The organism is Glycomyces sp. NPDC050141, assembly GCF_055586545.1.
Genome location: NZ_JBVJHZ010000001.1, coordinates 185,149 through 207,964 on the forward strand (window position 1 = coordinate 185,149; position 22,816 = coordinate 207,964).

Annotated in this window: 22 protein-coding genes; 21 read left to right on the forward strand and 1 reads right to left on the reverse strand. The window is 69.3% G+C overall.

Annotated elements, in window-relative coordinates; translation table 11 throughout:
* Positions 1-131: 131 nt before the first annotated feature.
* The gene (locus ACZ60M_RS00815) at positions 132-1,196 is read right to left on the reverse strand and encodes a polyprenyl synthetase family protein (protein WP_465413310.1); all 1,065 of its coding nucleotides are present in this window, start codon (positions 1,194-1,196) and stop codon (positions 132-134) included.
* Positions 1,197-1,280: 84 nt separating this feature from the next.
* On the opposite strand from ACZ60M_RS00815, the gene metF reads away from it, so the two are divergent.
* The 21 genes from metF to ACZ60M_RS00920 all read left to right on the forward strand — a co-directional run bounded on the left by metF (position 1,281) and on the right by ACZ60M_RS00920 (position 22,806).
* Positions 1,281-2,186 (forward strand): methylenetetrahydrofolate reductase [NAD(P)H], encoded by a 906-nt coding sequence (gene metF / locus ACZ60M_RS00820; RefSeq protein ID WP_465413312.1) that lies wholly within the window; start codon positions 1,281-1,283, stop codon positions 2,184-2,186.
* A 121-nt stretch (positions 2,187-2,307) separates the two neighbouring features.
* Complete coding sequence (locus ACZ60M_RS00825) at positions 2,308-2,916, forward strand: hypothetical protein (RefSeq protein WP_465413314.1); 609 nt, start codon at positions 2,308-2,310, stop codon at positions 2,914-2,916.
* 57 nt (positions 2,917-2,973) lie between these two features.
* Complete coding sequence (locus ACZ60M_RS00830; protein ID WP_465413316.1) at positions 2,974-3,354, forward strand: tetratricopeptide repeat protein; 381 nt, start codon at positions 2,974-2,976, stop codon at positions 3,352-3,354.
* A gap of 256 nt (positions 3,355-3,610) precedes the next feature.
* Positions 3,611-4,129, forward strand: coding sequence for an SAV_6107 family HEPN domain-containing protein (locus ACZ60M_RS00835; RefSeq protein WP_465413318.1), 519 nt, complete (start codon positions 3,611-3,613; stop codon positions 4,127-4,129).
* Between the two features lie 251 nt (positions 4,130-4,380).
* A complete protein-coding gene (gene aspS / locus ACZ60M_RS00840; protein ID WP_465413320.1) occupies positions 4,381-6,168 on the forward strand; it encodes an aspartate--tRNA ligase in 1,788 nt (595 codons plus the stop codon).
* Between the two features lie 201 nt (positions 6,169-6,369).
* Complete coding sequence (locus ACZ60M_RS00845; protein WP_465413487.1) at positions 6,370-7,722, forward strand: serine/threonine-protein kinase; 1,353 nt, start codon at positions 6,370-6,372, stop codon at positions 7,720-7,722.
* Positions 7,723-7,932: 210 nt separating this feature from the next.
* Entirely contained in the window at positions 7,933-10,125 is a 2,193-nt protein-coding gene (locus tag ACZ60M_RS00850) for an immunoglobulin-like domain-containing protein (protein WP_465413321.1), read from the forward strand.
* Positions 10,126-10,272: 147 nt separating this feature from the next.
* Positions 10,273-11,139, forward strand: a complete 867-nt coding sequence (locus ACZ60M_RS00855) for a hypothetical protein (RefSeq protein WP_465413323.1) — start codon at positions 10,273-10,275, stop codon at positions 11,137-11,139.
* A 132-nt stretch (positions 11,140-11,271) separates the two neighbouring features.
* Positions 11,272-12,651: a replication-associated recombination protein A gene (locus ACZ60M_RS00860; protein ID WP_465413325.1), complete on the forward strand. Its 1,380-nt coding sequence runs from the start codon at positions 11,272-11,274 to the stop codon at positions 12,649-12,651.
* Positions 12,641-13,201, forward strand: a complete 561-nt coding sequence (locus ACZ60M_RS00865) for a hypothetical protein (RefSeq protein ID WP_465413327.1) — start codon at positions 12,641-12,643, stop codon at positions 13,199-13,201. Before ACZ60M_RS00860 ends, ACZ60M_RS00865 begins: the two co-directional genes overlap by 11 nt.
* A gap of 201 nt (positions 13,202-13,402) precedes the next feature.
* Positions 13,403-13,918: a DUF948 domain-containing protein gene (locus ACZ60M_RS00870; protein WP_465413329.1), complete on the forward strand. Its 516-nt coding sequence runs from the start codon at positions 13,403-13,405 to the stop codon at positions 13,916-13,918.
* Between the two features lie 33 nt (positions 13,919-13,951).
* On the forward strand, positions 13,952-14,239 hold the full coding sequence (locus ACZ60M_RS00875) for a hypothetical protein (RefSeq protein WP_465413330.1): 288 nt from the start codon (positions 13,952-13,954) through the stop codon (positions 14,237-14,239).
* A gap of 23 nt (positions 14,240-14,262) precedes the next feature.
* Positions 14,263-16,944, forward strand: a complete 2,682-nt coding sequence (gene alaS / locus ACZ60M_RS00880; RefSeq protein WP_465413332.1) for an alanine--tRNA ligase — start codon at positions 14,263-14,265, stop codon at positions 16,942-16,944.
* Positions 16,945-17,421, forward strand: coding sequence for a Holliday junction resolvase RuvX (gene ruvX, locus ACZ60M_RS00885; RefSeq protein WP_465413334.1), 477 nt, complete (start codon positions 16,945-16,947; stop codon positions 17,419-17,421).
* On the forward strand, positions 17,397-18,701 hold the full coding sequence (locus tag ACZ60M_RS00890) for an endolytic transglycosylase MltG (protein WP_465413335.1): 1,305 nt from the start codon (positions 17,397-17,399) through the stop codon (positions 18,699-18,701). The genes ruvX and ACZ60M_RS00890 overlap by 25 nt, the downstream gene beginning before the upstream one ends.
* Positions 18,701-19,519, forward strand: coding sequence for a shikimate dehydrogenase (locus ACZ60M_RS00895; RefSeq protein WP_465413337.1), 819 nt, complete (start codon positions 18,701-18,703; stop codon positions 19,517-19,519). Before ACZ60M_RS00890 ends, ACZ60M_RS00895 begins: the two co-directional genes overlap by 1 nt.
* A 19-nt stretch (positions 19,520-19,538) precedes the next feature.
* Positions 19,539-19,928, forward strand: coding sequence for a thiol-disulfide oxidoreductase DCC family protein (locus ACZ60M_RS00900; RefSeq protein ID WP_465413339.1), 390 nt, complete (start codon positions 19,539-19,541; stop codon positions 19,926-19,928).
* A 45-nt stretch (positions 19,929-19,973) separates the two neighbouring features.
* Positions 19,974-20,441 carry a hypothetical protein gene (locus ACZ60M_RS00905; protein ID WP_465413341.1) on the forward strand — a complete coding sequence of 156 codons (468 nt, stop codon included), beginning with the start codon at positions 19,974-19,976 and terminating at the stop codon, positions 20,439-20,441.
* Positions 20,438-21,352, forward strand: a complete 915-nt coding sequence (locus ACZ60M_RS00910) for an MFS transporter permease (protein WP_465413343.1) — start codon at positions 20,438-20,440, stop codon at positions 21,350-21,352. The genes ACZ60M_RS00905 and ACZ60M_RS00910 overlap by 4 nt, the downstream gene beginning before the upstream one ends.
* 42 nt (positions 21,353-21,394) lie before the next feature.
* Positions 21,395-21,856 carry a hypothetical protein gene (locus tag ACZ60M_RS00915; RefSeq protein WP_465413345.1) on the forward strand — a complete coding sequence of 154 codons (462 nt, stop codon included), beginning with the start codon at positions 21,395-21,397 and terminating at the stop codon, positions 21,854-21,856.
* Entirely contained in the window at positions 21,853-22,806 is a 954-nt protein-coding gene (locus ACZ60M_RS00920; protein ID WP_465413347.1) for an MFS transporter permease, read from the forward strand. The genes ACZ60M_RS00915 and ACZ60M_RS00920 overlap by 4 nt, the downstream gene beginning before the upstream one ends.
* The last annotated feature ends 10 nt before the right edge of the window (positions 22,807-22,816 follow it).

Consider the following 22,816-nt stretch of genomic DNA (forward strand, 5'->3'; position numbering starts at 1 on the left):
TTCGTGTCATTCACTCGGATCAACGAGCGAGGGCGCGAGTGGTAACCGTTGGGTCACCCGTGCGGGTGTCATTCGGCCCATTCGGGTGAATGGGGACGGGCCGAAAATCCTAAGTCCAACGTGGACGGAACTCAGAAGTCCCGCTTCACGGCCTTGACCAGCAGGCCCGCGAACACCTGCAGCGCCGCCGGGTCCACGTCCGGGCGCGAGTCCTCAAGCGCCGCTTCGGCTTCCGCCGCAAGCGAGGAGATCCGCTCCTCCGTGTCGGCCAGTGCCCCCGTGTCCATCAGGACCGCCCGCAGCCGCTGCACCCCGGCCTCGTCCAGGTCCGGGTCGCCCAGCCCCGCGTCCAGGGCCGCCCGCTGCGCCGCGTCCGCGGCCGCCGAAGCCCGCGCGATGAGGAACGTGTGCTTGCCCTCCCGCAGGTCGTCCCCGGCGGGCTTGCCGGTCTGCGCCGGGTCGCCGAACACGCCCAGCACGTCGTCGCGCAGCTGGAACGCCTCGCCCAGCGGCAGCCCGATCGCCGAGTAGTGCGCCCGCACCCGCTCCGGGGCGCCCGCCAGAGAAGCGCCGATGAGCATGGGCCGCTCGATCGTGTACTTCGCGGACTTGTACCGCGCCACCTTCGCCGCCGTCGCCTCCGAGACGTCCCGGCGCACCTCCGACAGCACATCCAGGTACTGCCCGGCGCTCACCTCGGTGCGCATCAGGTCGAAATCGCCCCGCGCCGCCGCGACCGCCTTGAAGGGCATCCCCGCCGAGCAGAACAGCTCGTCCGACCACGCCAGGCACAGGTCGCCGAGCAGGATCGCCGCCGCCGCCCCGAACCCGCCGGGCCGGCCCGACCAGCCCTCGGCCTCGTGCAGCGCCGCGAACCGCTTGTGGATCGAGGGCATGCCCCGGCGCGTATCCGAACCGTCGATGAGGTCGTCATGCATCAGCGCCGACGCCTGCAAGAGCTCCAGCGACGCCACGCAGGCCACAAGCTCTGGAGAGTCCTCGAGCCCCGCGCCGCGCGCACCCCAGTACGCGAACGCCGGACGCAGCCGCTTCCCGCCCATGAGCACGAAATCGCGCACCGCGTCCGCGTACGCCCCGAGGCTGTCGTCGATCCCGCAGATCACGGCGGCCTGCCGGTCCAGGAACACGGTCAGGGCGGCGTCGATGCGGTCGTTGAGCTCCACGGGTCGAACCATAGGTCGTCGCCGCTCTGTCCCAACTATTGGGTGGTCGCCAGTGCAGGTCAGCACACGTGTACCCGTGCCGTTACATTTGCAGGCATGACTCTCGGAGTGCCCAGCGTGATGCCGCAGAAGACCGCCAAGATCGGCGATCTGCTGCGCTCGGGTATGCCGAAGTTCTCGTTCGAGATGTTCCCGCCCCGCGACGAGAACGCCGACACCGTCCTGTGGCGCACCATCCGCGCCCTCGAGGGCCTCAACGCCGACTACGTCTCCGTCACCTACGGCGCAGGCGGCTCGACCAGGCAGAAGACCGTCGAGACCACCGACCGGATCAACTCCGAGACGACCCTCCTGACCATGGCCCACTGCACGGCCGTGAACCACTCCATCGCCGAGCTGCGCAACCTCATCGGCCACTTCGCCAACGTCGGCGTCCGCAACATCCTCGCCGTGCGCGGCGACCCGCCGGGCGACCCGCGCGCCGACTGGGTCCAGCACTCCGAAGGCGTCCTCCACGCCCGCGAACTCGTCGAACTCATCAAAGAGTCCGGCGACTTCAGCGTCGGCGTCGCCGCCTTCCCCGAAGGCCACCCGCGCGACGTCGACTGGGACACCGGCGTGCGCCACTTCGTCGACAAGTGCCGCGCCGGGGCCGACTTCGCGATCACCCAGATCTTCTACGACGTCGAGGACTACCTGCGCCTGCGCGACGCCGTCGCCGCCGCGGGCTGCGACATCCCGATCGTCCCGGGCATCATGCCCGTCACGAACATCAAGCAGATCGAGCGGTTCGCCGTACTCACCGGCATGAGCTTCCCCGAACCCCTCGCCGCGCGCCTGCGCGCCTGCGGGGACGACCGCGACGCCATCCGCGACATCGGCGTCGAAGTCGCCTCCGACATGGGCGCCCGGCTCCTCGCCGAAGGCGCCCCCGGGCTGCACTTCACCACCTTGAACCACTCCCGCTCCACCCGCCGCGTCTGGCAGAACCTCCGCCCGTAGGAGAAGGACGAGTGTCGGCTACCCGATCGAGGGATTGCGGTCACCGTACAGACACGTAGAGTCCTCTTCTATGTTCGATGCTGCGAATGCGCGGTTGATGCCGTCTGCTACAACAACATCCATGCGCACCCGAGTGCCCGCCGACTCCCTTGTAGGCAGGGTCATCCTCTCCACCCGGTTCCAGCCCGGCGCCGTCGTCGGCGTCGGCCTCTTCGCCAGCCTCCTCATCCCCGCCTGCGTCCTCCTCGGCGGACCCGTCATCCTCGTCTCGCTGCCGCTCATCGCGATCACCGCGCTGGCCGACTCCTCGTACGCGCTCCTGGCGGCGCGCTCGACGAGCCTGACGCGCCGCGTCCTGGTGTTCGAGCCGCTCGCCGCGCGCCTCTCCGAGGGGGCCTGGCTCATCTCGCTGTGGTTCCTCGGCGCGCCCGGCTGGAGCGTCACCGTCACCGGCGCGCTGTGCTGGATGTACGTGCTCACCCGCAACCGGGCCCGGCAGGTGGGCCTGCGGGACCTCGGCATGACGACGATGGGGGAGCGGTCGGTCCGCGAACTCGTCGTCGCGCTCGGCTTCGGCGCGGCGGGCGTGATCGCCGTCGCGGGCGGCGGGCAGTATCAGCAGTGGATCGGCGGCGCTATCACGATCGCGGTGACGGCCTGGATGCTGCTGGCGGCGCTGGGGCTGCTGCAGCTGGTGATCGTGGTGTCGACGGCACTGCGCAACGACTGAGCAGCGCGGCGACTCAACGCCGGGAATGTTCCGCGGAGCGCTCGTGTTGTTGAGTCCATGCGCTACGACGACATCACCGACGACCAGATCGCCGCTTTCATCGACGTCAGCTCGCGGCCGCGCCAGGTCCCTGAAGAGACCCGGCGGCTGCGCGACGCCGAGGAGATGCTCGCCCTGAAGGACCCGCTCGGGGCCCTGCAGTTCCTCGCGCCCCTGCTGCGCGACCACCCGGACCACCCGGACGTCATGCTCACCGCCGCCCGCGCCTACTTCAAGTCGGCGCAGCTGAACAAGGCGCTCGAGCTGTCCGAGAAGATGGTCGAGGCCAACCCGGCGGACTTCTACGCCCGGCTGCTCCTCGGCCGCACCCTGCAGCGGCTCGGCCGCGCCGACGAGGCGCGCGGCCACCTCCGCATGATCGACCAGATCGCCGAGTAGCCCGCAGGACGCGGGCCGCGAAGCGCAGGCGCCCCGCGTTTTTCGAACACCCGGTGTGCCTCAGGTGAGGATCAGGGGTCGTGAGCCGTCAGGTTCACGGCCCTTTTCTGTTGCCGTGCAATGACTGTGCTGTCGGATGCGCGACAGTCAGTAGCGATTCGCTGATTTCGGGCGACGATGGGGGTTGGCAATGTCGGACCCCTGTGGTTCCATATTTCTCGAACGCAAGTTCGAACAGGTTTTGGAGGCCCACGTCATGGCAGCTTCTCGACCCGCCACTACCCGATCCGCCTCGCCCGCGGGAGCCCGCGGCGCGGGCGGCCCCCGACTGGTGCAGGCGGGCACCGTGCAGAACTCGCGCCTGCGCATCCCCGCCGATCAGCTCCCCAACCGCTCCCCGCTCCAGCTCCTCGCCACCGCCCGCGTCGACTTGGACGACGCGGCGGAACGGACCCGTCCCGGCGAGCGCTACGCGGAAGCGCACCTGGCCGCCCTCCGGGTGGCCGTGGCCGTGCTCGCCGTGCGCGCGGGCGACGCCACGGGCAGGCGGCGGCCCGGCCGCCCGTCGAGCACCTGGGAGCTGCTGCGGGGCGTGGCCCCGGAGCTGGAGGAGTGGGCGTCGCACTTCGCCCGCACCGCCCGCAAACGGGTCCTCGCGCAGGCCGGCATCCCCGACATCGTCACCCCCGAGGAGGCGGACGCGATCGTCGCCGACGCCCGCCGCTTCCTCGACGTGGTGGTGCGGCTCCTCGGATTCAGCGCATTGGCGCGCTGAGCGCGCCGCAGCGCGGTCGCGGGTCGCCCCGCGCCGTGACCTGCGTGACGCCCGCCGTGGCGGGCGGCACGGGCGATTCGCTGCGGCACGGGCGGTTATACGATTGCTGCTGGCACCGGGTTCTCGAGAGAATGTCATCGTCCCCGGCCCGCGACGCGGGCCGCGGCGAGGCGTTCCGGGCGAGGCCCGCGGCCGCGTACCGGATCCGCCGGTCAATCGACCAACCGTTTCCTTCGAGGAGTTTTGAACCCGTGTATCGGACACACCTCGCCGGCACGCTGAGTGCCGCTGACGTCGACCAGCAAGTCACCCTCGCCGGATGGGTGGCGCGTCGCCGCGATCACGGCGGGGTGGAGTTCGTGGATCTTCGCGACGCTTCTGGCGTCGTCCAGGTCGTCTTCCGCGACTCCGAGGCCGCCGAGGCCGCCCAGAAGCTCCGCAACGAGTACTGCGTCTCGATCACCGGCACCGTCGCGCGCCGCCCCGAAGGCAACGAGAACCCCGACCTGCCCACCGGCCAGATCGAGGTCACCGCGACCGTCCTCGAAGTGCTCTCCGAGGCCGCGCCGCTGCCGTTCCAGATCGACGAGCACGTGGACGTCTCCGAGGACATCCGCCTGCGCCACCGCTACCTGGACCTGCGCCGCACCGGCCCCAACAACGCGATCCGCCTGCGCTCCAGGGCGAACCACATCGCCCGCAGCCTCCTGGTCGAGGACGGCTACGTCGAGATCGAGACCCCGACGCTGACCCGCTCGACCCCCGAGGGCGCCCGCGACTTCCTCGTGCCCGTGCGCCTCCAGCCCGGCACCTGGTACGCCCTGCCGCAGTCGCCGCAGCTGTTCAAGCAGCTCCTCATGGTCGGCGGTTTCGAGAAGTACTTCCAGATCGCGCGCTGCTACCGCGACGAGGACTTCCGCGCCGACCGCCAGCCCGAGTTCACGCAGCTCGACATCGAGGCCTCCTTCGTCGACCAGGACGACGTCATCGACCTGGGCGAGCGCGTCGTGCAGGCCCTCTGGGCCGAGCTCGCCGACCACCAGATCCAGCTGCCGATCCCGCGCATGACCTGGCACGACGCCATGGACCGCTACGGCTCGGACAAGCCCGACCTGCGCTTCGGCCAGGAACTGGTCGAACTCACCGACTACCTGCGCGGCACCGAGTTCCGCGTCTTCGCGGGCGCGATCGACGCCGGCGGCTACGTCGGCGCGGTCGTTATGCCCGGCGGCGCCTCGCAGACCCGCAAGGAGCTCGACGGCTGGCAGGACTGGGCCAAGGCGCGCGGCGCCAAGGGCCTCGCCTACATCACCTTCAACGCCGAGACCGGCGAGCCGAAGGGCCCCGTCGCCAAGAACCTCTCCGAGGAGCACCTGGCCGGGCTCGCCGACGCCGTCGGCGCCAAGGCCGGTGACGCCGTGTTCTTCGCGGCCTCGACCGACCGCCGCGAGGCCCAGGAGCTGCTCGGCGCGGCCCGCCTCGAGCTGGGCAAGCGCACCGGCCTCATCGACCCCGACGCCTGGGCGTTCTGCTGGGTCATCGACGCGCCGATGTTCGAGGCCACCGAGACCGGCGGCTGGACCGCGATCCACCACCCGTTCACCTCGCCGAACCCCGAGTGGGTCGACAAGTTCGAGTCCGACCCGGCGAACGCGCTCACCTACGCGTACGACATCGTCTGCAACGGCAACGAGCTCGGCGGCGGTTCGATCCGTATCCACGACGCGAAGGTCCAGAGCCGCGTCTTCGACGTGCTCGGCCTCACCCACGAGGAAGCCAAGGAGCAGTTCGGGTTCCTCCTCGAGGGCCTCAAGTACGGCGCCCCGCCGCACGGCGGCATCGCCCTCGGCTGGGACCGCGTCTGCATGCTGCTGGCGAAGTCCGATTCGATCCGAGATGTGATCGCGTTCCCCAAGGCCGGCGGCGGCATGGACCCGCTGACCTCGGCTCCCACCACGATCACCCCCCAGCAGCGCGCTGAAGCGGGCATCGACTTCGTGCCTGAAGAGGAAGCGGGTACCGAACCGGTTGCCGGTTAGCCCTACGATGTCGTAGTGGGCGGCCCGGGCCTACGGCCCGGGCCGCCGTTTCGTTCAGGCGTGCCCGGTTGCCCCTCAGCCAATTCCGACTGGCAGGAGTCCGTGAAGGCGGCGACCGCGGCGCATTGACGGCTGCTATATGTAACATCCGTCCGATGCAGGAGTAAGAGGAGCGGGTTCGACGTGCAGAGCGGGACCTTGGTGGCGGGTCGCTATCGACTGGATGAGCGGCTAGCCGCAGGTGGCATGGGGGAGGTCTGGAAAGGCACCGACACCCGGCTCGGCCGCACCGTGGCAATCAAGATCCTCCACGCTGGACTGTCCAGTAACGACAAGTTCCGCACCCGTTTCCAGCTTGAGGCCAGAGCCGTAGCGGCACTGCAGTCCCCGGGCATCGTCGCGCTCTACGACTACGGCGAAGAGACCAACGACGACGGCGAAGTCTCCTACCTCATCATGGAACTCGTGCGCGGCCGCTCGCTCGCCGAGATCCTCCGCGACCGCGGGCCGCTGCCGCCCGCCGAGGTCATGCAGATCGTCGCCGCCGCCGCGGACGCGCTGGAGACCGCCCACCGCCACGACATCATCCACCGCGACATCAAGCCCGCCAACCTCCTCGTGGACGAGGAGACCGGCGCGGCCAAGATCGTCGACTTCGGCATCTCCGCCGCCCGCGGCGCCTCCGGCCTGACCGAGACCGGGACCGTCATGGGAACGCTCGCGTACGCGTCTCCCGAACAGCTCAACGGCGCGGAACTGACCGGCGCGAGCGACCTCTACTCGCTCGGCATCGTCGCCTACGAAGCGCTCATGGGCCGCCCGCCGTTCGTCTCCGACACGCCCGTCGCGGTCATGAACGGCCACATGACCCAGGCCCCGCCGCCGCTCTCGCGGGAGATTCCGGCCGGGGTCGCCCAGGTCGTGCTGCAGTCCCTCCAGAAGGACCCGCGCGCCCGCTACACCTCGGCCGCCGAGATGGCCCGCTCCGCCAGGGAAGGCCGCGTCGTCACCGGCGGCATCCCCGTCGCGCCCACCACGCCGCCCGACGGCCAGCAGACCCAGTACTTCGGCTCCGACCAGACCGCGCTCCTGGGCGCCGGTGTCGGTGCGGGCGCTGGCGGGAACACCGCCGAGCAGCCCACCGGGCAGATGGCGCAGCAGGAGGACAATGGCAACGTCACACCGTGGATCATCACCGCTGCCGTGGTCGCCGTCCTGGTCGTCATCGGACTGATCATCTGGATCAACAACGCGAACAACAATCCGGACGGCCAGATCCTGACTCCTGAGCCGTCGTCGTCAGCCGAGCCGAGTTCGGAGGCCGAGCCTTCGACGGCGGAGGAGAGCTCCGAAGACGACGACGATGACGACAACTGGCAGCCGTCCACTGCCGAGGAGACCTCAGAGACGCCCAGCGAGACGCCTTCGGAGGAGCCGAGCAGCGAGGAGCCGAGCTCTGAGGAGCCGAGTTCTCCGGACCCGACGACCTCCGCAGCAGAGCCCACGACTCCGGCGGAGCCGACCAGTGAAGCCGGCAGCGATCCGGCGAACTAACGGCTGCAACGGCAGCGAGGCCCCGGGCGCTGCCCGGGGCCTTTCGCGTTCCCGATCACCGACCCGCCGTTCCCTCGGAATCGATCGAGAATCGTGACATTCGCACGTTCGCTTATGTCGATGGTCGGAATAAGCTGGCCGCAGCCCTGTTGGTTACCGATCACCACGGTCCCCGCCTGCGTGATCGCTCAAATGAAGATTGGTTGGACAGTGACGTCTAAGCGATTCATCGGTGCGCTCACCGCCATTGCGGCAGTGGTGCTTCCGGCCTCGGCGGCGGTCGGCGCGCCCGCCGACGGCCCCCTGCTCTGGTACCAGTTCGACGAGACGAGCGGCGCCGTCGTCGCCGACGCCTCCGGCCACGGCCGCGACGGCACCCTCGTCGGCGGCACTTGGAACGACGACGGCCTCAAGCTCGACGGCGTCGACGACTACGTCGACCTGCCCGACAACCTCCTCGCCGGACTCGACGCGATCACCGTGACGGCCGAGGTCTACATCGAGCCCGAGCAGGCCAGCCCGTACTTCATCTACGGCCTCGGCAACTCCAGCGGCTCCTGGGGCAACGGCTATCTCTTCACCACCGGCAACGGCTACCGGACCTCGATCTCGACCTGCCACTGGACCTGCGAGCAGAACGCCTCGACCGGCCAGAACCTCGCGCGCGGCACCTGGAACCACCTCGCCTACACGCTCGCCGAAGGCACCGCCGTCCTCTATCTGAACGGCCAGGAGGTCGCCCGCAACGAGGGCGTCACCACCACCCCCGGCGACATCGGCTCCGGCGCCACCACCGCCAACTACCTCGGCCGCTCCCTCTACAGCGGCGACCGCTACTTCAACGGCAGCTTCGCCGACTTCAAGATCTACGACGGCGCGCTCACCGGCGCCGAGATCGGCGAGCAGGCCGCCCACATCAGCGCCGAGAAGGCCGCCGAGGACGCCGCCGCGCTCGACCTCGGCGACACGAGCGCCGTGACCGGCGATCTCGACCTCCCGACCAGAGGCGCGAACGGCTCCCAGATCACCTGGGCCTCAAGCGAACCTGGGGTCATCGCCGCCGACGGCACGGTCACCCGCCCGGCCATGGACGCCGACGACGCCACGGTCACGCTCACGGCAACCGTTATCCTCGGTTCCGTGCAAGAACAACGCGACTTCACGGCGACCATCCTCGCCGAATACGACGACACCGAAGCCGTCGCCCTCGACGCCGCCGCCGTCTCGATCCCGAACCTCGACGACGTCCGCTCCTCGATCTACCTGCCCACCGAAGGCGCCAACGGCTCCAAGATCACCTGGAAGTCCGACAACCGCGCCGTCATCGCCAACGACGGCCTCGTGCACCGCGCCGAACCCGGCGGCGAGACCTACACCGTCAGGCTCAAGGCCACCGTCGAACGCGGCGGCGAGAAGGAGAAGCTGACCTTCATCGCCACCGTCCCGCCGCTCCCCGCCGAAGCCGACTACACCGGCTACTTCTTCACCTACTTCACCGGCGAAGGCACCCCCACCGGCGAGCAGGTCTACGGCGCCCTCAGCGACGGCAACGACCCGCTCACCTTCACCGAACTCAATGACGCTCAGCCGATCCTCACGTCCGACCAGGGCGAGCAGGGCGTGCGCGACCCGTTCCTCATCCGCTCGCCCGAAGGCGACCGGTTCTTCCTCATCGCCACCGACCTCAAGATCAACGGCAACGGCGACTGGAACCGCGCCCAGCGCCACGGCAGCCTCTCGATCATGGTGTGGGAGAGCGACGACCTCGTGAACTGGTCCGAAGGCCGCCTCGTCGAGGTCTCGCCCGAGAACGCCGGCGCCACCTGGGCCCCCGAGGCCTACTGGGACCCCGCGCAGAACGCCTACGTCGTCTACTGGGCGTCCCCGCTCTTCACCACCGACGACCACTCCGAGGGCTTCTACCACAGGATGATGTATGCGACGACCCGCGATTTCGTGCACTTCAGCGAAGCGCAGGTCTGGGTCGACCAGGGCTACTCCACCATCGACTCCACGATGATCGAGTCCGACGGCACCTACTACCGCTTCACCAAGGACGAGCGCTCGAACTCCGCCTCCACGCCGTGCGGCAAGTTCATCCTCGCCGAGACCGCGACCTCCCTCGCGGCCGACGCCGAATGGCAGTTCCTCGCCGACTGCATCGGCTCCGGCGCCATCAGCGCCGGTGAGGGCCCGCTCGTCTTCAAGTCGAACACCGAAGACAAGTGGTACCTGTTCATCGACGAGTTCGGCGGCCGAGGCTACGTCCCGTTCGAGACCACCGACCTCGCCTCAGGTGAGTGGACCCCCGTCGCCGACTACGACCTGCCGTCGAGTCCGCGCCACGGCACGGTGCTGCCGATCACTGCCGCTGAGTACGAACGGCTGCAAGAGGCCTGGTAATGCACCCGCCAGGGTGCCGCCCTGTGACGGCACCTGCCTAGGTGCCCCCGCGCATGAGCAGAGGGCGGCTTTCAGGCCTGCGGGTGTGGAAGCCGTCCCTTATGCTCGGAACCGGAACTCAGATCTCCCCGAAACCCAGGAGCACCCATGTCTTCGCGTACCGCGACCCGTCTCATCGGCGCGCTGGCCGTCCCGGCCATCGCGCTCGGCCTGTCCGCGTGCGGCGCCGACGAGCAGCCCTCCGACGAGACCGGCCAGGCCGACCCCGGCGCCGCCGCCGCGCTCAGCCCGCAGGACGCCATCCTCGCCTCCGTCGAGAACCTGAACGCCGACTCGTACGCGATGGAAGCCTCCATGACCATCGACGGCGCCGAGTTCATGGCGATGACCGGCTCCTACGAGGGCGAGAACTCCCAGGCCAGCGCCGACATCTTCATGAGCGCCATGATGGAGGCCTCCGGCGAGGAGGTCCCGCCGGAGATGGCGGCCATGTTCGGCGACATGCACACCGAGACCGTCGTCGTCGACAACACGATGTACATGCAGATGACCGGCGGCATGTTCGACGCCATGGCCGAGAGCTACGGCGAGGACGCCTGGTTCACCATGGACCTCACCTCCGACGACGCGATGGCCGAGGCCTACGCCATGTACGGCGGCATGGACCTCGCGGACCAGACCGAGATGATCCTGACCGAGCTCACTGATGTCGAGGAGACCGGCGACGGCGTCTACTCCGGCACGCTCGCGGGCGACTCCGAGGCGATGTCGGCCCTGTCCGGCACCACCGGCGCCGACGCGGCCGCGATGGTCGACGGCACCAAGGTGACCGTGACCCTCGACGAGGACGGCCTGCTCAAGACCATGACCATGTCGATGCCCGAGATCGAGGGCATGGTCATGGAGATGACCAGCGAGATCGTCGAGATCGGCGGCTCCTACGACATCAAGGCCCCCGAGTCGACGAACCTGCACGACTTCGAGGAGTTCGCCTCCTCGATGGGCGGCATGTAAGCCCCGCAAGCACTCCGGCCGCCGCACCTTCCCGGTGCGGCGGCCGTTTCGTTTGCCCACTTGGTGTGGAACCTCCCGGTTCGGACGCTGATCTGCGGAGTGCTCATGCCGATGGCTTACGCTGATCGCGATATGGACGCTCCAGGTTTGTTCGACAACGCGCCGCCCGAGCCGCAGGGCTCTGCCGTCAGCACCAGCGGCATTCTGGGCACCGGTTCGGCCTCGGGGGACGAGCCGCTGGCGGTGCGCATGCGCCCGCGCGTGCTCGACGAGCTCGTGGGCCAGGACCACCTGCTCGGGGCCGGTTCGCCGCTGCGCCAGGTCGTCGAGGGCCGCCAGCCGCTCTCGGTGATCCTCTGGGGCCCACCGGGTTCGGGCAAGACCACGATCGCGCACCTGGTCGCGCAGTCCGGTGACCGGCGCTTCCGCGCCATGTCGGCGCTCAATTCCGGTGTGAAGGACGTGCGCGCCGCGATCGACGAGGCCCGCCGCATCCGCCGCACGGGCGGCCCCCAGACGATCCTGTTCATCGACGAGGTGCACCGCTTCACCAAGACCCAGCAGGACTCCCTGCTCGGCGCCGTCGAGGACCGCACCATCACGCTCCTGGCGGCCACCACTGAGAACCCCTACTTCTCCGTGGTCGCGCCGCTCGTGAGCCGCTGCGTGCTCCTGACGCTCAGGGAGCTCGACGCCACCGATATCGGCGAGCTCGTGGACCGCGCCGTCGAGGACGAGCGCGGCCTGGGCGGCGCGGTGACCCTGGAGAAGGAGGCCCGCGACCACCTCGTCCGCACGGCCGCCGGTGATGCGCGTAAAGCGTTGACCGCCTTGGAAGCCGCCGCGCTCACTGCCGACGGCGAACCGGAGATCACCGTCGCGATCGTCGAGGCCGCCATCGACACCGCCGCGGTCCGCTACGACCGGGACGGCGACGGCCACTACGACGTCGCCAGCGCGTTCATCAAGAGCCTGCGCGGCTCCGATGTGGATGCCGCGATGCACTACCTCGCGCGGATGCTCGTCGCGGGGGAGGACCCGCGGTTCATCGCCCGCCGCCTCGTCATCTTCGCCTCCGAGGACGTCGGCATGGCCGATCCGACCGCGCTGCTGTCCGCGACCGCCGCTTCGACCGCCGTCGAGCGGATCGGCCTGCCGGAGGCCCGCATCAACCTCGCGCAGGCCGTAGCGCACCTCGCGACGGCCCCGAAGTCGAACGCGGTCATCACCGCGATCGACGAGGCGATGCGCGATGTGCGCCAAGGGAAGATCGGCCCGGTCCCGCCGGACCTGCGCGACGCCCACTACAAGGGCGCCGGCGATCTGGGCCACGGCAAGGCCTACGTCTACCCGCATTCGGACCCGCGCGGCGTCGTGCCGCAGCGGTACGCGCCCGATGTGGTCGCCGGGACCGACTACTACCGGCCGACCCGGCACGGCCTGGAGGCCGAGATCGGGGAGCGGCTGGAGAAGCTGCGGCGGATCGTGCGCAGGCCTGCCGATGGCGGCTGAAGGGCCGCGCCGCGCCGGGCGCCTGTCGAGCCGGATCGCGGCGGACCTGGAGCGGTCGGGCGCGCGCATCGAGCGGCTGCGGATGACCGTGGCGGTCATCGCGGTCCTCGCGGTGCTCCTGGTCGCGGCCGTGCTGTGGCTGGGCCGGGCGTTCACGGTGGACCCGACGCGCCGGGCGGTCGACGAGCTGACGGTGCCCGCTTGGGCTGCGGTGAGCGTGCACGACGAGACCTACGGCAGCCGCTGGTGCCTGGGGGAGTGCCGGGTCCGCATGCGCACCTGGACCTCTGAAGGCACAGTGGACGACACGGCGAACGAGTACTGGCAGGCGGTGCTGAACGCGGGCTGGATGCCGGCCGACGCCGAGCAGTGCGTGGGCGGCCTCGGCGAGGAGGGCTGCTACGTGCGGGACGAGCTGTACCTGGAGCTGTGGGTCGTCCCGGTCGACTGCGGGGACCGCTACGAGCTGTGCGTGGGCGCCGAGGTCACGGCCGTGGTCGCCGCGCAGGCGGCCCTGCCGCGCCTGGCCGAGGAGCGCGTCTACGACTAGCCGGTGACTGGACTGTGGAGTGACCGCCCCGTTGCGCCGGATGTCCGGTCCCGCAAGGTAAGGTCGGTACCGCGCCGCACTCGCGCGTGAGCCCGGCTTCGCCGACGGCACCGCGCGGCGGTCGCTTTTCAGGTCTGAGAGGACCGAGCAACCACACATGCAATGCCGGTGGGGCCCACCGGATGGCGACAGGGGGAGACCGTGCCTGAGGAGACCGTGGCGGCTGGATGGACCGGGAGCGTCTGGGAGCTGGGGGTCCTGCTCGCCGGGCTCGGCTTCTTCCTCCTGTGCGTGATGCTCGCCTTCCGCCTCATCAACAAGGCCACCGCGACCCTCAACCGCGTCAACAAGACGCTCGACAAGGTCGACCACGAGATCGGTCCGATCCTGCGGAACGTCAACACGACCCTCGACAACGTCAACGGCTCGCTCGTGCAGGTCGAGGGCGAGCTGGAGAAGGTCGGCACGATCACCGGGAACGCCGCGCACATCTCGTCGAACGTCGCCAACATCACGAGCCTGGTCGTCTCGGCCGTGGGCTCGCCGCTGGTGAAGGCCGCCGCGTTCGGGTTCGGGCTCCGCTCGGCCGTGAAGAAGCGCGGCCAGGAGGTCGACGAGCAGCAGGTGCGCCGCATGGTCGAGGCCTCGCGCATGTCGAAAAGGTCAGCGAAGCGCCAGGCCAAGCGCCAGGCGAAGCCTGGCAAGTCCGGTGAATAGCCGCCTCGTCGAAAATCTGGTTGAGGAGTTCCCGTGTTGAAACGGATGATCTGGGTAGGCATCGGCATCGCGGTCGGCGTGATCGTGGTCCGCAAGGTCACGAAGGCCGCGGAGTCGGTCACTCCCGGCGGGGTCGCCGAGCGTGTGAGCGGCGCCGGTGCTGAAATGAAGGAATCGTTCAAAGCGTTCTGGGCCGATGTCTCCGAGGCGAAACAGGCCAAAGAGGCCGAGCTCTTCGACGCGATCGAGCGCGGCGCGGACATCCAGCCGCTGCTCACCGAAGACGACGACGACCCGGCCGTGCCGGGTCGGCTGTTCTAGCCAGACCTTGAAGGAGGTGCCCCATGGAGACCGCTGAAATCCAACGCCGGTTTCTGAAGTTCTTCGAGTCCAACGGCCATACGGTGGTCCCCAGCGCACCGCTGCCCGCCTTCGAGGACCCGAACCTGCTGTTCGTGCCCGCGGGCATGGTCCCGTTCGTGCCCTACTTCCTGGGCCAGGCGACCCCCGAGTGGAACCGCGCCACGTCGGTGCAGAAGTGCATCCGCACGCCCGACATCGACGAGGTCGGCAAGACCTCCCGCCACGGCACGTTCTTCCAGATGAACGGCAACTTCTCCTTCGGGGACTACTTCAAGGAGCAGGCGATCCGCTTCGCCTGGGACCTGACCACCGGCGACGTCGACAAGGGCGGCCTGGGCCTGGACGGCGACAAGATCTGGGCCACGGTCTACCTCGACGACGACGAGGCGATCGACATCTGGCACAAGCAGATCGGGCTGCCGCTCGACCGCATCGTGCGCCGCGGCCAGGCCGACAACATGTGGTCGATGGGCATCCCCGGCCCGTGCGGCCCCTGCTCGGAGCTGTACTACGACCGCGGCCCGGCCTACGGCCCCGAGGGCGGCCCGGAGGTCGACGAGGACCGCTACCTCGAGTTCTGGAACCTCGTGTTCATGCAGAACCTCCGCGGCGGCGGCCCCGCCAAGGAGGGCTACGAGGTCACCGGCGACCTGCCGAAGAAGAACATCGACACCGGCATGGGCATGGAGCGCATGGCGGCGCTCCTCCAGGGCGTCGACAACATGTACGAGACCGACCAGGTCCGGCCGATCATCGACAAGGCCTCGGAGCTGACGGGCAAGCGCTACGGCGTCTCGACCTCGCACACCGCCTCCGAGTCCCACCCGGACGACATCCGCTTCCGCGTGATCGGCGACCACGTCCGCTCCTCGCTGATGCTCATCGGCGACGGCGTCGTGCCCTCCAACGAGGGCCGCGGCTACGTGCTGCGCCGCCTCATGCGCCGCGCGATCCGCGCCGTGCGCCTGCTCGGCTACGACAAGCCCGCCATGCCCGAGCTGCTGCCGGTCGCTATGGAGCGCATGTCCACCGCGTACCCGGAGCTCAAGACGGACTTCGAGCGGATCTCGTCCTACGCGTACGGCGAAGAGGAGGCGTTCCTCAAGACCCTCAAGCACGGCACGACGATCCTCGACACGGCCGTCACCGAGACGAAGTCCGAGGGCGGCAAGACCCTCTCCGGGACCAAGGCGTTCGAGCTGCACGACACGTACGGCTTCCCGATCGACCTGACCCTGGAGATGGCCGAGGAGCAGGGCCTCTCGGTCGACCAAGAAGGCTTCCGCCAGCTCATGACCGAGCAGCGCCAGCGCGCGAAGGCGGACGCGGCGGCCCGCAAGACCGGCCACGCGGACCTGTCCGCGTACTGGCAGCTCCTCCAGGAGCAGGGCCCCACCGACTGGAAGGCGTACGAGACCCTCGACACCGAGTCGCGCGTCATCGGCCTCCTGAAGGACGGCCAGTCGGTCCCGCTCGCGAAGGCCGGGGACATCGTCGAGGTCGTCCTCGACCGGACCCCGTTCTACGCCGAGTCCGGCGGCCAGCACGCCGACGCCGGCAAGCTCGTCGGCCCGAGCCTGTTCGCCGAAGTCCTCGACGTGCAGCGCCCGGTCAAGAAGCTCGTGGTCCACAAGGTCCGCGTCCTCGAAGGCGAACTGGTCCTCGACGACAAGGTCGAGGCCTCGGTCGACGCGGAGTGGCGTCTCGGTGCGCGCCAGGCGCACTCGGGCACGCACGTGGTCCACGCGGCCCTGCGCGAGGTGCTCGGCCCGACCGCGCTCCAGTCCGGTTCGTTCAACCGGCCCGGCTACCTGCGCCTGGACTTCTCGTGGCGCGCGAAGCTCTCGGACGAGACGAGGAGCGAGATCGAAGAGGTCTCCAACCGCGCCGTCCGCGACGACCTGCAGGTCGCCGTCCAGTACATGACCCTCCCGGAGGCCAAGGACTTCGGCGCGGTCGCGCTGTTCGGCGAGACCTACGACGAGACCGTGCGCGTCGTCGAGATCGGCGGCCCCTGGTCGCGCGAGCTCTGCGGCGGCACCCACGTGGAGCGCTCGGCCCAGATCGGCCCGCTCGTCCTGACGGCCGAGTCCTCGGTCGGCTCCGGCCAGCGCCGCGTCGAGGCCGCCACCGGCATGGAGGCCTACAAGTACCTGGCGCGCGAACGCGACCTCGTCACGCAGATCGCCGAGGAGATCGGTGCCCAGCGCGGCGACGTGCTCGAGCGCGTCCGCGCGATCCTGCAGCGCACCAAGGACGCCGAGCGCGAGCTCGCGACGCTCCAGGCGAAGGCCGTCTCCGGTCGCGCCGCCGAGTTCGCGGCGAACGCGAAGCAGGTCGGGGCCGTCAAGGTCGCGGCCGTGCAGGCGCCCGAGGGCACCAAGGGCGGCGACGTGCGCAACCTCGCGATGCAGATCCGCGGGCACCTGCCCGAGGACCAGCCCGGCGTCGCGGCGGTCGTCGCGACCGCGGGCGGCAAGGCCAGCATCGTCGTCGCGGCGAACAAGGCCGCGCAGGCGCAGCACGTCTCGGCGCAGGCGCTCGTGAAGGCCGCGCTGTCCGGCAAGGGCGGCGGCAACGACGAGGTCGCCCAGGGCGGCGGCGTCCCGGCCGACCAGGCCGCGCAGCTGCTCGCGGCCGTCACCGGCGCGATCACGGCGTAGATGAACGACTCAGCGAACGGCCCCGCGTCCACCTGGACGCGGGGCCGCCGTCTCGGCATCGACCTCGGCAAGGCCCGCATCGGCGTCGCCGTCTGCGACCCCGACGGAATTCTCGCCACTCCGGTCGCGACGGTTCGTCGCGACCTCAAAACCGCTGGTGAGGACATTCCGAGCGATATCCGTGAAATCGCCGAAACGGTCCGCGAGTACGAGGTTGTCGAAATCGTCGTTGGCCTACCCGTTACTCTTTCGGGTGAGGAGGGGCCGGCAGCCGCCCACACCCGAGCCTGGGTGGAACGGTTCGCCGACCACGTCTCGCCAGTACCGGTGACCCTGACCGATGAGCGCATGACCACCGCCGTCGCGACACGCAGACTCAATGAAGGCGGCGTGCGCGGCAGCCGGAAGCGCTCCATCGTCGATCAGGCGGCGGCGGTGGAGATCCTCCAGCAATGGCTGGACCAGCGGCGGAGGTAGAGAACAGGATGCTCGGCGATTTCCGGACCGAGGACGAGCGCACGGATGCTCCCAGGAGCCACCGGCGCAAGGACTCCGGCAAGTCCCTGATCGCGATGACCCTGGTCGTGGCCCTGTTCGCCATCATCGGCGTCGGCGGCTGGTGGGCGTACAACAACGTCATCAAGGACTACTTCGTCGCCGAGGACTTCACCGGCGACGGCAACGGCAACCAGGTCGTCGTCACCGTCGAGAGCGGCTGGCTGGTCTCCGACATCGCCGACCACCTCGAATCCGAGGGCGTCGTGGCCTCCGCGAAGGCGTTCCTCAACGCCTCCGAGGACGACGGGGACTCCGGCACCTCCATCCAGCCCGGCTCCTACGCCATGGAAGAGGAGATGTCCGCCGCGTCCGCGCTGGCGTTCATGATCGACCCGGGCAACCTCACGCTCGACCACGTCGTGGTCCCCGAAGGCAAGCGCAGCTTCGAGGTGTACGAGATCCTCTCCGCTTACACCGGGGTGCCGATCGAGGACTTCGAGGCCGCCGCCCAAGACCCCGAGGCGCTCGGCGTCGACCCGATCTGGTTCGAGGGCTTCAGCGACCGGCAGGTCAAGTCCGTCGAGGGCTTCCTGTTCCCGTCCGCGTACGAGTTCGACGAGACCATGACCGCCGAGTTCATGCTCTCCGAGATGGTCAAGCGCTTCAACGAGACCATCGCGGAGATCGGCTTCCTCGACAAGCTCGCCTCGATCCCCGACCCCGACCCGGACTACGACCCGAGCGCGATGGAGAACCAGACCTTCTACCCGCCCACGAACGGCGAGTTCAAGATCCAGCCCTGGATGGCCCTGCAGATCGCCTCGATCGTCCAGTCCGAGTCGGGCATCGCCTCGGACGACCCGAAGATCGCCCAGGTCATGTACAACAAGCTGTACATCAACCCGTACTCGCACGAGCAGACCAACTGCAACTGCTTCGAGTCCGAGGCGATCTGGAACTACGGCCGCCTCATCAGCGGCGACGACGCGCTCACCTCCGGCGAGGACATCGACTGGGGCGCGGTCATGCGCGACCCCGACAACCCGTGGTCGCCCAGCGCCCCCGACCACGCCGGGTACCTGCCGAGCGCCATCTCCAACCCCGGCGCCGCCGCACTGGAGGCCGCGGCCGCCCCCGAGCCGAACGACTTCCTGTTCTTCGTGACCGCGTTCGAGGACGGCAGCGCCCTGTTCGCCGAGACCTACGAGGAGCACGACCAGAACATCATCACGGCCACCGAGAACGGGATGATCAAGTAGTGCGCGCGGCCGTCCTCGGGAAGCCCATCGAGCACTCGCTGTCCCCGGTGATCCACAACGCCGGGTACGTCGCGGCCGGGCTCCGCGACTGGACCTACACGCGCCACGAGTGCGACGAGCCCGCGCTCGCCCGCTTCGTCGACTCGCTCGACGAGACCTGGGCCGGGCTCTCGCTCACCATGCCGCTCAAGGAGATCGCCCTCACCGTCGCCGACGAGGCCACGCCCGTGGCCGAGGCGATCGGCGCGGCCAACACCCTCGTGCTGCGCGGCGGCCGCCGTCTCGCGGACAACACCGACGCGCCCGGGATCGTGGACGCGCTGGCCGAGGTCGGCCTGGCGTCCGCCGAGGAGGTCGCAGTACTCGGCGCGGGCGGTTCGGCCCGGGCCGCACTCGCCGCCGCCCAGGCGCTCGGCGCGGGCAGCGTGCAGGTCTACGCCCGCCGCCGCGAAGCCATCAACGAGCTCGAACCGGTCGCTTCGGCGCTCGGGCTCCGGCTGCAGGCCCGCAGCTGGGAGGAGGCCGTGCATGTCGGCGAGGCCGACCTGGTGATCGCCACCGTCCCCAAGGGCGTCACGGACACGCTGCGCCCGAAGTGGAAGTCCGGCGCGGTCCTGTTCGACATCCTCTACGACCCGTGGCCGACGCCGCTCGCGGCCGAAGCCGAGCGCCAGGGCGTGCAGGTCCTCGACGGGCTCGCGCTCCTGCTCGCGCAGGCCGTGCGGCAGTGGACCCAGTTCACCGGCCTCGACGAGGCCCCCGTCACGGCGATGCGCGAGGCCCTCTACGGGGCGGTACCGTCGAGGCAGACCACCTAGCTCCTGAATCGAGACCGGTATGGACACCACCTTCCTGTACGACGGGGACTGCGCGTTCTGCACCACGTCTGCCCAGTTCCTGGAGAAGCACGTCCGCAACGACGCCAAGGTCACCCCCTGGCAGTGGTCCGACCTCGACGCGCTCGGGGTCACTCAGGACGAGGCCGAGGCCGCCGTGATCTGGATCGAGCCCGACCTCAAGCGGGCCGGACCGGACGCGATCGCGGTGCTGCTGCGCCGCGCCCAGTGGTACTGGAAGCCCATCGGCTGGGCGCTCTCGCTCAAGCCCGTCTCGTGGCTCGCCTGGCCGGTCTACCGGCTCATCTCCCGCAACCGCCACAAGCTGCCCGGCGGCACCGCCGCATGCTCGCTGCCGCAGGCCGAACGGGACCGCCTCGCCGGGCACTGACGTTCCCTCGCAACGGCATCATGTGCGCTGTGGCATACTCGCCCGGTGCCGAAAGACGTCGCTGAACCGCCCCTGACCCGCCGAGGGAAGCTCGTGCGCATCGCGGCGACCCTCGCGATGACCCTCGCGCTCGGGTTGACCTCGCTGTGGGGCACGGACGACCTCTTCCCGTTCTCGCCGTTCAAGATGTACTCGCACGCGCACGACCCCGACGGCTGGGCCAACAGCACCAGCCTCATCCTCACCGACGCCACCGGCCAGAGCTTCCCGATCGGCGACAACGACACCGGGTTCCGCCGCGCCGAGCTCGAAGGCCAGCTGAGCCGCTTCCGCGAGGACCCCGAACTCCTCGCGCTGGTCGCCGAGGCCTACGAGGACGCCCACCCCGACAGCCCGGAGATCGTCGCCGCCGAAGTGCGCATCGTCCACTACGAGCTCGTCGACGGCGAACGCACCGGCGCCGAGCGGATCGAGATCGCCGTCTCCTGGACCGAAGGGACGCAAGCGCAGTGACCCGCTACGTGAACGGCTTCTTCTTCACGCCCGTGGCCCTCGGCCGGGTCGCCGCGATGCGGTTCCTCGCCGGGCTCTTCGTCTGGATCGAATGGTGGGCCTACAAGCCGTTCATCATCCAGCACCGCTTCCTCCCCGAGGACCTGTACCAGCCGCTGCTCATCGGCCGCATCCTGCCGATCCCGGCCCCGAACTACTGGATCGTCACCGGCACCCTCGTCGTGATGCTCGCGGCCGCACTGCCCGTCATGTTCGGGTACCGCCCGCGCCTGTTCGGGTGGATCCTGTTCATCGCCTACTTCGAGTGGATGCTCATCTACAACTCGTACGGCAAGGTCGACCACGCGAGCTTCGGCTTCATGGCGCTCCTGCTCGTGCTGTGCATGATGCCCGAGGCCCGCTGGGGCGACCGCGAGCACGTATCCGAACGCGTCGGCTGGGGCTTCAACCTCGTCCAGATCGCGGTCGTGTGCACGTACTTCCTCTCCACCTGGTCGAAGTTCCGCTACGGCGGCCTCGAATGGGCCAACTCCGGGGTCTTCACGTGGGCGATCATCCGGCGCGGAACCGTCTTCTCCGACTGGCTCCTGGACTTCCCGCAGCTGCTCACCTTCGCGCAGTGGGGCATGATCGCGTTCGAGCTGCTCACCCCGATCGTGCTCTTCGTGTACCCGTGGAAGAAGATCCAGTACTCGATCGTCGCGTTCTTCTACGCCTTCCATGTCGCGATCTTCGCCGCGCTCACCATCAGCTTCCTGCCGCACCTGTTCGCCATGGCCTGCTTCCTGCCGCTGGAGCGCATCGACCCGAAGGACCTCGCCCGCCGCGCCCGCGCGAGGCTCAAGGGCCGCAAGGAGACTGCGCAGCGCGACCGCGGTGAGCCCGACCCGGAGCTGACCGCGACCGGCTGAGCGGGCGAGTCTCCTGTGGCACACCCGTGCCATACTCTTGCGGTGGGTACCCAGTACGTGAAGGTCCGCCCCCGCGGGCGGGCCGTGCGAGTCGCGATCACCATGACCGTGCTCGCCCTGGTCACCGCCACCACCTTCTGGGGCGCGGACGACTTCTTCCCCTTCGCGCCCTTCAAGATGTACTCGTTCTCCAAGGAGCTCGACGGCTGGGCCGGGTCGACCCGCGTTGAAGCCGTCAACGAGGAGGGCGAGCGCTTCAGCCTCACCGAGGCCGCCACCGGCTTCCGCCGCGCCGAGCTCGAAGGCCAGAAGAGCCGCTTCGTCGAAGACCCCTCGCTGCTGGAGTACATCGCACAGGCCTACGAGAACACCAACCCCGACAAGCCCGAGATCGTCACCGTCGAGATCATCGAACGGCGCTACCGGCTCGAAGACGGCCACCAGACCGGCGAGGTCACCGAGATCGTCGAGGCCACCTACACCCGCGAAGGAGCCGACGCGTGACGCCGCTGCCCCTCGCACAGAAGGCCACCGGCTGGTTCTTCCAGCCCGTCGCGCTCGGCCGCGTGGCCGCGATGCGCTTCCTCGCCGGAGCGTTCATCTGGGTCGACTGGTGGTGGTACATGCCGTGGATCATCGGCCACCGCCACGTCCCCGGCGAGCTCTACCAGCCGCTGTTCATCGCCCGGGTCCTCCCGGTCTTCCCCGTCCCGGACTACTGGATCGTCGTCGGCACCCTCGTCGTCCTCCTCGCCGCCTCGATCCCGATGATGTGCAACAAGGCCCCGCGCCTGTTCGGCTGGATCGTGGCCGTCGCGTACTTCGAGTGGATGATCATCGCGATGTCCTACGGGAAGGTCGACCACGGCAAGTTCGGCTTCCTCATCCTCCTGTTCCTCCTGCCCACCATGCCCAAAGCCCGCTGGGGCGACCGCCGGAACCTCTCCGAGCACGTCGGGTGGGGCTTCAACCTCGTCCAGATCGGCGTGGTCTGCACCTACTTCTTCGCGGCCTGGGCCAAGATCCGCTACGGCGGCTGGGGATGGGTCAACTCCGCGACCATGACCTGGGCGATCATCCGGCGCGGCACCGAGTACTCCACCTGGCTCCTCGAATTCCCGTGGATGCTGCGCCTCTCCCAGTGGGGGATGGTCGCGTTCGAACTGCTCAGCCCCGTGGTCATGTTCGTCGCCGCCAAACGCCTCAAGTACGGCATCGTCGCGTTCTTCTACCTGTTCCACCTGACGGTGTTCCTCGCCGTCGAGATCAGCTTCCTGCCCCATATGGTCGCTATGGCCTGTTTCCTTCCGCTGGAACGCATCAACCCGCGTGAGCTACTTCGCAACGCCCCGAAACTGCCCGGACGGATCAGGCGGAAACTCCAGGCCCGCAACGGCATTCCGGTCCAGAAGCAACCCGAAACCACCGCCGAGGAGACCGCGCCGGCGTCCTGACGCGCGGAAA